Origin of the sequence: Corynebacterium lipophilum (genome assembly GCF_024102595.1) — a bacterium.
Lineage (GTDB): Bacteria > Actinomycetota > Actinomycetes > Mycobacteriales > Mycobacteriaceae > Corynebacterium > Corynebacterium pseudogenitalium.
The window spans coordinates 1-10,803 of record NZ_JAEUWV010000003.1; the positions used below are offsets into that span (position 1 = coordinate 1).

Here is a 10,803-nt window from a genome sequence, read left to right on the forward strand (position 1 = left end):
CGACAAGCAGGCATTTTTTGTGGAAGTAGGTGCCGTCAATAAAGAGCTGGTCGTAGACGCGGTACGGGTCCGGTTTGCACGGGACGATGATGAACCAAAAGTAGGTGAACCAGCGGATGAGTGTGCGTCTGGAGACGTTGTGCGCAGCAGCGACAGCGTCGAGGGGACGCTGGTTGGTGATCCAGTCAATGAAGATGGCAAACCGATATGCGCTGGTCTTGGCTGTGTTGGGGTTGGTGAAGGTGTGCCCGCAGTCTGTGCAGCGCCATCGCTGTTTTCCGCTGGATGTGGTGCCCATTTTTGTGGCGGTGTGTTCGCATGCCGGGCATAGGGGCCTGTTGTGTTTTCTCTTTCTGTGTTGAGTTGGCATGCAGCTGGTTTAACAGTCTGCTGTCATAGCACATCCAACGCCTGAAGTGGTGGACCTTCCGGTCTACGGCAGGGAATCCCGATTCAACGAGCACTGTCCCGCCGTAGGCCCAGGCAGGACCTGGAATCCATATCCAAAAAAGCACACATTTTGTCGCTTAACCCAAAATGGGAAACTCGCTCCAAAATGACGAAAACGCCGAGAACCCACATACCTTCTATGTGTTCTCGGCACCTGTGAGCGCACCCCAAACACTCACTTCCCCCGACTACATCAGTTCTTCCCACTCAGCATCTACCAGCACAGTCCCGTCATCGGACACGCCTACAGCGGGAAGTACCTCTAACGGTGGAATCCCAAACGACATGAGCATGCGCCCAAACGGTCGCTGACTCGGATAGTGCTCATCTTCTAGCCCCTCAGCATCCAGAATGACTTGCTCGGTCAGCACGGAAAGTCCGTACCAGAAATCCTCACGACTCCCGCGATACGTAAACGCCATGTAGCGAGTAGAAGCATCGTCTACGTCCCCGAACGTGAGGTCGCATCCTGGCTCCCAAGCATTTGCAGCATGCAGTTTGGCGATTTGCAGAAGCTTCAGAAGTGGGTTCTCGCGCGGGTCGATTAGGACCAGAAACTCGTCCGGGATCTCATCGACTTCGCGCCATTGCGCAACCTCTGCGCGGAGATGTCCAGCACTTACGTTTGGTTTGAAATTAGCAATCATCAGTCACCTTCCACTGCTCCGGGATTGCAAAACCGCCATCATCGAGGTAATGGTCCTTCCAATCCAAAATGGCACGTTTCCAACGGGTGGGATCAGTCTCTTGCCACCCGTGGTCACGCTCGACAGAAAGATGCCCGTCTAGAAGGCGGGCGGTCGCGTCCGTTACGTCACCTGCCAGTGTGTAAGCGAAATCGCCAGGAAATAGAGCATCGGCCCATCGGATAAATGGCAGAAATAACGGGTCGTTAAAGTCCTCGCATGGCGGTTCCACCACAGTGCCATCCGGCAAGTACTCGTAGTCGATGACGTGCTAGTTTTGCGCCATTTCCGTCTCGGCAATGTCCATCAGGCGGATCAAACGAGACGTGTTGAGAATCATCGCCCCATCAAGTGCTTCACCGTTTACACGCTTGACCCACCCGGCATGCACCAAACGCTCAATGCACTCTTTGAGTGGATACTCCGGTTCGCGCCACCAGGGACGCTCGTAGGCTTCCTCCGGGATGTAGTGAATCATCCCGACACAACCATGGCGGAAGTTCCCGTGACGGTCGGTGATTTCTCCGGTGTAGTCATCGGCGTATTTGCTCACATGTGCGAGCGCGGTCTTGTCGTAGTACTCCAGTGATGGAGTCATCACTTGCATCACTGCGTCGTTGAGAATTTCTCCCAAATTGTCTCCTTTTGCTTGGGTTGCCAGCACGGAGTTGCGCCAACGATTTTAGAACCTTAGTCCAGGGTGTTTGCGCATTTCAAGGGGTATTTTTATCACTTAGTAGGCGTGGGATACACGTAGTAAGTAGAGGTGTTTTATGGCGCTATATTGGGGTGTGAAAGTGTCGCGCGATCAGCAGCTGGGGACGTGCGTTTCCACGGAAGAAGCTGGCATTCAATGAAGGTGAACCTACATAGAAAGTAAGGGCGAATCAGGACGCAAGCAGGCAGTTGTTCCCGCTCGTGCTGACTGGACTACTCCTCGCCCGGATCAGCGTTGAGTTCCTCGTGTGAAAGTGGTTCCAACCCTGCATTACCACGCAGTTCGTTGATCAGATCACAGATCCAGCCGTAATCAATTTCGTCATCGGTATCGATCATCGCTATTGGGATCAGATCGTCTATCGAGGGGCGCTTCTTTCCTGGTTTGTCCAATATGCCCTCCTTGCACAACTAGACCGCTTGGTACGGTAGCGCCGTTTCGTGCGAAATGTCAAGAACATTTGTTCGACATAGTAGGTGTGCGATCACTTCCCAAGTCGCTCGCGTTTCTTCGCGCGGGTTATGAGACAATGCGAAACAGTACTTACCCCAATGGAAGCAGGTAGTTCATGATCCGCGACGCGCAAGCAGCAAACGAGGAAATCTCCCCGAACTCCTTCGAAGTGCAGCGCCTACAAGAAGCGCTCCCGAATTACTTCGATGCGGACGGCAACTTCCAACTAGAGAAGTTCCAAACCATGTTGAAAGAGCAGGAAGTCGAACTCTCCCGCGAGTCCTACGAACTCGGTTTTCTCGGCAAGTCCTACGCGCAACTACTCACGTCCGCACAGACAGAAACCGTCATCGTGCCAAACACCGCGCACAACCAGGACAAGCGCAACGCTGATAGTCACAACGTCTACATCACTGGCGACAACCTGGACGCGCTCAAGCACCTCTCGAAGTCGTACCGGGGGAAGATCAAGTGCATTTACATCGATCCTCCCTACAACACCGGCAAGGACGATTTCGCCTACGTAGATTCGTTCGATTTCACGCCTAAAGACTTGGAAGAACTCATCGGGGTTTCCCACGAAGAAGCGCTGCACATTCTTGACCTGCACGGCAAGGCTTCTCACTCGGCGTGGCTGACGTTCATGCTTCCCCGTCTCGTGCTCGCTCGAAACCTCTTAAGCAATGACGGGGTTATTTTCATCTCCATCGATGGAAACGAACTCAGCAACCTGCAACTGCTGCTCGATAGTGACGTGTTCGGAGAACAGAACCGGCTGGGAACGATTGTTTGGAAAAATGCCACAGACAACAACCCCTCACGAGTCGCTGAAGAGCATGAGTACATTGTCGTGTTCGCCAAGGATGAGCGCGTGGTCGAAGAGGTTTGGCGCTCACCCGAAAGTGCAATTAAAGACATGCTCGTTGCCAAGGGTGAGGAACTCATCGAGAAGTACGGGGAAACTGACCGTCTTCAGGCTGAGTATTCAGCATGGTTGCGAGCGCACCGTCAGGAAATGGGTGAACTCGATAATTACAAATACATCGACCAGGAAGGCATCTACCAGGGCAGTCGTTCCGTTCACAACCCCGGTAAAGAGGGATACCGCTACGACGTGATTCACCCTGAAACGGGCAAGCCCACAACGCAGCCCATGATGGGTTACCGCTTCCCCGAATCGACCATGCGCGAACTCCTAGACCAGGAGAAGATCATCTTCGGCGCAGATGAGAACAAGATCGTGGAATTAAAGGTCTACGCGCACGAGTACGCGGTGAAACTCCCGAGCGTGATTAATCTGGATAGTCGCACGGGGGCGAACGAGGTTCGAGAATTGTTCGGGGGCGTGAAGGTTTTTACTAACCCCAAGCCGGTGAGTCTTCTTACCCAGTTGCTTTCGTTTGTTGCTAAGGACGGAGACACCGTTCTCGATTTCTTCTCCGGCTCATCGTCTACCGCACACGCGGTCATGGCGCTTAACGCCCGAGACGGGGCGAACCGGCGCATGATCACTGTCCAGATTGCGGAGCCGATCACGGATAAAAATGACACTGGGCGCAATGCTCTCGCCCAAGGATTCTCCACCATCGATGAGATCGGGCGCAAGCGCATCGAACTCGCAGCGGACAAGATCGCCCAAGACACCGGCGCGAGCATCGACTACGGCTTCAAGCACTACACGCTAGTCACTCCAGAGCAGGATGAAATCGACCGGCTGGAATCTTTCAATCCGGGCGAGGGGTTGTTCAATATTGATCCATTAGAGCGCTTGAATTTCGAGGACGCGCCCGCGAAAACGGTCATGCTCACAACCTGGGCGGTTCACGACGGTTACGGACTCACCCCAGAGGTCAAACAAGTTGAGCTCGACGGCTACACGCTCGACGTGGTTGGCTCATCCGCCTACATCATCGATGGCGGGTTCACCCCCAAGGACGTAATTGCGCTCATCCGTTTAATTGAGTCCGACCAACTTCATATTAACCACCTCGCATACTTCAATACGGCACTGTCATTCGTAGTGCTCACGGAGTTGAAGCAGGCGCTCAACCAGGTCTCTACTGGCAAGATTCACGTGGAAGCGCGGTGGTAGGACAATGAAAGTCAGGCTCCAGGAATTAGAGCATCAGCGCCTAGCGGTGCAAGCGGTCACGACCGTGTTTGAGGGAGTGGACTTCGGTGCGAGATCAGCCGTCAACCCCGAGATCACCTCGGACATGCTCCCGACGATTCAGGAGAACATCGAGGACATACAAGGTGGGCGCGTTATCGACTTACCCATGATTCCTCCTGAGAAGCGCATGTCCAGCGCGAAGAACTACCTCGGGCTAGACGTGCGCATGGAAACTGGTACGGGCAAGACCTATGTGTTTACCCGCACCATGTACGAACTTCACGCTCGCTACGGGTTCAATAAGTTCATTTTGCTTACCCCATCAGCGCCGATTCGAGAGGGTACGAGTGATTTCATCCGCTCGGACTACGCGGACGAACACTTCCGTAAGTTCTACGATTCACAGATTGTGCTGCAAACGCTCGCGGGCAAGCCGAAGCACAAGCGGGGACGGCGACGGATGATCCCGCCCGAGATTCGGGAGTACGCCGAAGGTGCTGATTACGATGCTAAACGCATCGACGCGCTCATCATGACCGGCGCAATGCTGCAATCTCCCACGCTCTCGCGCGACGATTACGACCAAACGCTTACCGCTGATGGATATGACTCGTCTCGCCCGTTGGATATTCTCGCCCGCACTCGTCCAGTCGTGATTATCGATGAGCCACACCGTTTCGCCCGCAACCAAGCCACCTTCAAGAGAATTGTCGAAGAGCTTCAGCCAGGGGTCATCATCCGCTATGGCGCGACCTTCCCCAGAACTAAAGGGACGAAAACCAAGCCGTCCACGCCGGATTATGAAAACCTTGTCTACGAACTGAACTCAGCGCAAGCCTTCAACAACTTGCTCGTCAAGGGTGTGAAGGTGCAGTACCCGGATGCTATCGGGGAAGATGAGGTCAAACTGAAAGTGACCGCGCTTAACGCAAAGGAGAAGACGGTCACGATCCGCAATGAGTCCACCGGCAAGTCCTACCACCTGGATAAACAGAACAACCTGCTCGGGATGATTCACCCGTCACTATCCGGGATCTTGCTAGAGAACGTGGGTAAGTCGAAAGATTCCGGCGTAAACGTCGCCATGTTGTCTAACGGTGCGGAGTTGCCCAAGGACTACGCAATCATGACCGGCTCGTTCTCCCAGTCCTATCAGGAGACGATGCTGGAGCAAGCGCTCGCTAACCACTTCAAGATCGAGCGAGACTTATTTGAGCGTGAGCGCAAGATCAAGCCGTCCACGCTGTTTTTCATCGACTCCATTCACTCCTACCGTGGGGAAAACAACGACGGTTGGTTAAAGGTTGCATTCGAGCGCAAACTGAGAAAGTCCATCGAGGACACAATCACCGAGATTTACGAGGACGGGGCGCTCACCCCGGCTATGCAGGAGTACCTGCCGTATCTGGAAGCGACCTTGCAAAACATAGAAGGTGCTCATGGTGGCTATTTCGCGGAAGACTTGAACGCTACTGATGAGCAGGTGACCAAACAGGTTCAAGCGATTCTGCGCGATAAGAACAAACTCATGTCGTTTAGAGATGAGCGTGGGCACTACAACGTCATGCGGTTCATCTTCTCGAAGTGGACCCTTCGAGAAGGCTGGGATTTGCCCACGGTATTCCAGATCGTGAAGATGCGCTCGTCCGGTTCGGAGAACTCGAAACTGCAAGAGGTTGGGCGTGGGCTTCGCCTTCCGGTGGATGAGTACGGCAATCGGGTGACTGCTGATGCTGATCAGTTCTTCTTGACCTATCTCGTGGACTTCACCGAGCGCGAGTTTGCTGATCAGTTGGTCGATGAGATTAATGCGGACACCGTGCGCGTGATTAACGTGAATGACCGGCTGGCGGACGTGGCGAAGGCGCGTGGGGTGGAGCCGACGTTCCTCATGGCTGAAATGCTTATGGGTGGCTTCATCGAACCGTCCGGCGAGGTGAAAGAGGACAAACTAGGCGCGTTCCTCCAGACCTACCCCGAGTTCGCAACGGGCGTGAACAAGAATCGCATCAGGAAAGAGAAACCAGGACACAAGGAAGCCCTCAAGCGCAGCGCCAAGATTCGCCCGAGGGCTTACGAGCGTTTGCACTCGCTGTGGGAAACGCTCACGCAGAAGTACATCCTGCTCATCCAAGAGTTGTCGCCGGAGCAGATCGACGCGGGGCTGGATGAGGTCTTGCAAAACAATGCCCGCATTTTCGTGCGCGATACGAGGAAGGTCTTAGAAAAAGAGGTTCGACGCGGGCGGGAACTGTCCCTGCCGGAGACTTATACGGTCGCGGGACACCACGAGTCGAACACGCATCTGCCTTACGGGGAGTTCTTGAAGCGGGCGCACACGTCCACGGCACTTCCCGTGGACACGATCCACCGGGCGCTCGCGCGGAATAATGATGTGCTCAACCTGCAAGACTCCCACTTCAACATAGAAAGTCTCAATAGGTTCCTGCGCCGGTTCCACGAATGGTTTGACCGGGAGTTCGCTACCCGGTTTGAATACGCCCTCGTCGGCGTGCGCGGTGGTGACAATCCGCTGACCAAGACTGACGGTCCCCCGAAAGACACCATCGAGCGCACCCGCTTGGGACGCTTCCAGGATAACGAAAAGGTTCCCCCGGAGACGTACCTGTATGACGTGTTCGACTGGGATAGTTCGATTGAGCGCGACACCATCATGGATTCACTCTCGAAGAAATTCGACGGGGTAGTTGAAGTATTCGGCAAGATCCCCACCCGTTCGATCAAGATCCCCACCTACTCGGGGCAAACGACTTCGCCTGACTTTATGTACGTGATCAAGCGCAAGAACGGGCGCAAATCAGTCAACTTCGTGGCTGAAACGAAGGGAATGGATGAGGATTCGCAACTGCGCGGGACTGAAGTAAAAGCAATTACGAGTGCATCTAAGTTCTTCGAGCAACTGCGGAACAACGACGTGGACGTGTATTTCACATCCGTGCTGAACTCAGATGGGGTCATCGAGATCATTGAGGACTTGCACGAGGGTAAGTCCGTGGGAGTGAAAGCGAGGACGAAAGCGGGCGAGTAAATGGTGAAGAAGAAGTCGAACCCGGCGTTTCCTCGGCGTGATCGCAAGATGTGCTGGATTTGTGAGGAACGTCCCGCTGATACCCAGGAACACGCTTTCAAGAGTTCCCGGATCAAGAAGATTTGGGAAGCAGGCGGTAGACAACCGTTAGGCACTATCGGCAGTGATGGACGCTTTTACAAGATGAGTGGTCCGAATCATGGAATCTTCATGTTTGGTAAAACCATCTGTGCTTACTGCAATAACCAGTTCTCGCAGCCGTTTGACATGGCGTATGACCATTTCATGGATTTCATCTTGGATGACCTGGAGTATTTCAAAAACCGGCGCAAATTCAACTGGGATGAGATTTTTGCGGATACCCCTTTTGATCAGCGTCACCTTGCTCGGTATTACGTGAAGCATTTCGGGTGCAAGATGTACGACGTAGGTTATGAGGTACCGGAAGATCTTCGGCGCTACTTGCACGATCTTGACATGGTTCAAACGTTCAATCTTCTACTTTACAAGGATTACGAGCACGTGCGAGGACTTGATCCAACCTGCCCAGAGGACTGGTTCGCGCCGTATTCAAACGCCTGTCAGATTCTCGATTTGCAGATGCACGACGAGATTGGTTTTGGAGCGTGTCTTCAAGATGGTTTTATCGGGGCGACGTTCCACTGGATTGACGATCCATCCCGACGAACAGAAACATTTTGTTTCGGTTTTCAGCCGGTGGCGTACATGCGAGATGTATCCGAATTGCCATATCAGAATCTTTGGGATGGTCTGCCACGGCGCAATGAAGTATTTGAGATAAAAGATGATGTTGAAAGAGTCATCGAGCAAGTTCAACAGTTCACCGAGGATTATCAGGAGTTCGAAGCGGATCAGGATTCAGGGAAGTTTTCTGCTGAAGAGATGTTTGCGCGCAGTGTCGCGTTAAGTGTCAGGCAGAAAGTGATCCAGGCAGATGCTCAACGGGTGCTAGGACACCAGCAGAAACTGTTTGATCAACTCGGGTTTGATCTTGAAGCGAATTCAACGCGCAAGAGGAAGAATCCTCCATCGAGTTGAGGAAGGTTCGCGCATGGGGGCACGCTGTGTCAATCTGGCACACGCCTGTTCCTACACCACCCAGCGCAAACAGAAAAACCTACTAGGTAGGTTTATTCCAACTACCTAGTAGGTGTGCTCTCCCCAGATACCCGATTACTTGTCTGCGAAGTGTTGTACGCAGAAGTAATGTCCTGTTACGGGGTCTTGAGCAATACCGATACCGACTTTAGGAGCACGCCCGTTCGTTGCCATGGTACTTGCATGCCCAACCGAACCAGCGAAAATGTTAAAGAAATTCTTGTAAGTGTATGTATCAAATGCCACGTTTTCTAGCCCATGAGTATTATAATTCGAGTGCCAGATCTCATCCCCAGGCGTTTGAGCAAGTTCATTAGCAAACCGCTGTGCTGTTGCTTCTAGAGAAAGATCATACGTAAGTGGGTTAGCGTGCTTATCATTAGACCGCCATTCGACAATCTGCATGAATTGAGCCCTACGCGCTTGCTGAATATCACTAGAGGTTAAAGGCGGGTTCTTCTTACCAAGCTTGCTGTTTTCCTGTTTGCACTTGAAATAATCAGGAGTGTTTTTCACGCACCCGTCAGCATCCGGTTTGCGCCCACCGTTCGAGGGCGCAGGACTATTCGACGGTTTCGCACTGTTCGATGGGGGCGTTTGTGCCCCATTATCGGAAGACGAGGATAAATCCCCTGTCCCGAAAATAAGTCCCAGGATCAGGACGATGACGGTAACAGCAGCACCGGCGTATTGCATGAGTTGTTGCGGGTTAGGCACTGTAAACACTTTCTTGGAAAAGTTGATACGAAAACTATGAAGTCTTCATTATCATAACCTCCCACCCCACTTAGGCTGCGCGGTAGTCCGGCATCGTTCCCGTAGGATCTACTCTCATCTCCTGATACGCATCATCAACTACACCAGTGATCACAATCTTTTCGGCGTGGTCAAAACTGGCGCTGTCATTTACGCAGTAGACAAGCATGAAAGATGACTCATTCCACACCATCACCATGCACAATGGCTTGCTCTCAGTCGAGGGAAGGGGGTATCCGAGAGCGATTTTAGATCCGATGGTAGGAGTGCATTTGTGCTGGTGATAACGTTTTTCGAGGAGTGGGCGGGAAATGTGCGTGGGTTTTGGCGGGAAACGTTTTGTAAGGGGTTGCGTTTGGGGAGGTTAGGGAGTTTCGCAAATGGCTCCATTACCCCCGCTGCCTGGCGTTTTGCTTGGTGGCGGGGTTCTCGCTTCGTTTACAACAAAGCGGCAACTACTGCCCGCTTCCCTTCTCTACGCTCCTTTTGACCAGATCCACAATCCACTGAAAGTCATCACTCGAATCAATCTCATCGGGGTCAACTTTTACGAACGCCAGTGGACGGGCCGAGGCCGGTCGGCGATTACGCATCTCATTCTTGGTTTCCGGCACCGCGAACATCTCCCTTACACACAATAGACAGCTCGGTACAGTATGGGATGAGTGTATCACTCCAGCTTCGTCAGAGAGCCTTCATGCGTTAGAACTCCGGCGGAATCACGATCCAGGCCACAAGATAAAGAATGAACAGAGGCACAAACGCCGTAACGAGCCCAATAAGCACGATACCGATTCGAACAAGAGCAGGGTCGAGACCAGCATACTCCGCGATTCCCCCGCAGACCCCGGCAATATATTTGTCCACCATGGAGCGCTGCAGTCGCTTTGGGCTAGGGTTTGGCTGGTACTGGGGTTGGTTTGTCGGGAAGGACATGACGCCTCACTTTCCTTCTTTGCTATCTATGGAGTTCAGAGTTGATTTGAGCCCCAAGTACTCCTTGGAAGAACTTAGTCAGTGTCGGGATATCGTCGGGGTCAAGATGGTCAAAGACGAGACGCCGAACACTTTCAACGTGGCCTGGTGCTGCAGCCTCGAGGCGATGCAGGCCGTCGTCAGTCAAGGTGACCAGAACGCCCCGGGCATCACCAGGGCATTTCTGTTTCAACACGAGCCCGCGCTTCTCCATGCGGGTGACCTGATGCGAAGTGCGAGAACGGTCCCACTCCAGAACCCAGCACAGATCACGCAACCGCATCGTGTGTTCTTCGGCCTCAGACAGACTGACAAGCACCGAGAATTCTGGCGAAGAGAGCTTGGAATCTGCCTGGAGGGTGTCGTCGAGAGCGCGAGAAATCTTCCGCGAAGTGGCAAGCATGAGCCGCCAGAGGTCCTGTTCGGCGTCGCTGAGCCAGTGTGGTGCGTCAGACATACCTCTCACTGTAGTAGAAATCTCAGC

The 10,803-nt window shown here is 53.2% G+C and carries 10 protein-coding genes; 3 read left to right on the forward strand and 7 right to left on the reverse strand.

Annotated elements, in window-relative coordinates; genetic code table 11:
- The 4 genes from JMN37_RS03385 to JMN37_RS03400 form a co-directional block, all read right to left on the reverse strand.
- Positions 1-298 (reverse strand): IS1/IS1595 family N-terminal zinc-binding domain-containing protein (locus tag JMN37_RS03385; protein WP_440271438.1); only part of this gene is annotated, 298 nt, incomplete at its 3' end.
- A gap of 340 nt (positions 299-638) precedes the next feature.
- Entirely contained in the window at positions 639-1,097 is a 459-nt protein-coding gene (locus JMN37_RS03390) for a hypothetical protein (protein WP_252931026.1), read from the reverse strand.
- Between the two features lie 310 nt (positions 1,098-1,407).
- Entirely contained in the window at positions 1,408-1,770 is a 363-nt protein-coding gene (locus tag JMN37_RS03395; protein WP_252931027.1) for a hypothetical protein, read from the reverse strand.
- A gap of 296 nt (positions 1,771-2,066) precedes the next feature.
- Complete coding sequence (locus tag JMN37_RS03400; protein ID WP_252931028.1) at positions 2,067-2,246, reverse strand: hypothetical protein; 180 nt, start codon at positions 2,244-2,246, stop codon at positions 2,067-2,069.
- A 176-nt stretch (positions 2,247-2,422) separates the two neighbouring features.
- Between JMN37_RS03400 and JMN37_RS03405 the strand changes: the two genes are divergently transcribed.
- The 3 genes from JMN37_RS03405 to JMN37_RS03415 are packed head-to-tail and all read left to right on the forward strand — an operon-like array spanning position 2,423 to position 8,528.
- The gene (locus JMN37_RS03405) at positions 2,423-4,399 is read left to right on the forward strand and encodes a site-specific DNA-methyltransferase (protein WP_252931029.1); all 1,977 of its coding nucleotides are present in this window, start codon (positions 2,423-2,425) and stop codon (positions 4,397-4,399) included.
- A 4-nt stretch (positions 4,400-4,403) separates the two neighbouring features.
- Positions 4,404-7,469, forward strand: coding sequence for a type III restriction-modification system endonuclease (locus JMN37_RS03410; protein ID WP_252931031.1), 3,066 nt, complete (start codon positions 4,404-4,406; stop codon positions 7,467-7,469).
- On the forward strand, positions 7,470-8,528 hold the full coding sequence (locus JMN37_RS03415) for a hypothetical protein (protein WP_252931032.1): 1,059 nt from the start codon (positions 7,470-7,472) through the stop codon (positions 8,526-8,528).
- 135 nt (positions 8,529-8,663) lie between these two features.
- On the opposite strand, the gene JMN37_RS03420 is transcribed toward JMN37_RS03415, so the two are convergent.
- The 3 genes from JMN37_RS03420 to JMN37_RS03430 all read right to left on the reverse strand — a co-directional run bounded on the left by JMN37_RS03420 (position 8,664) and on the right by JMN37_RS03430 (position 10,776).
- Positions 8,664-9,305, reverse strand: coding sequence for a CAP domain-containing protein (locus JMN37_RS03420; protein ID WP_252931033.1), 642 nt, complete (start codon positions 9,303-9,305; stop codon positions 8,664-8,666).
- Between the two features lie 741 nt (positions 9,306-10,046).
- Positions 10,047-10,280: a PspC domain-containing protein gene (locus JMN37_RS03425; protein ID WP_252931034.1), complete on the reverse strand. Its 234-nt coding sequence runs from the start codon at positions 10,278-10,280 to the stop codon at positions 10,047-10,049.
- A 22-nt stretch (positions 10,281-10,302) separates the two neighbouring features.
- Complete coding sequence (locus JMN37_RS03430; RefSeq protein WP_252931035.1) at positions 10,303-10,776, reverse strand: MarR family winged helix-turn-helix transcriptional regulator; 474 nt, start codon at positions 10,774-10,776, stop codon at positions 10,303-10,305.
- Positions 10,777-10,803 lie beyond the last annotated feature (27 nt).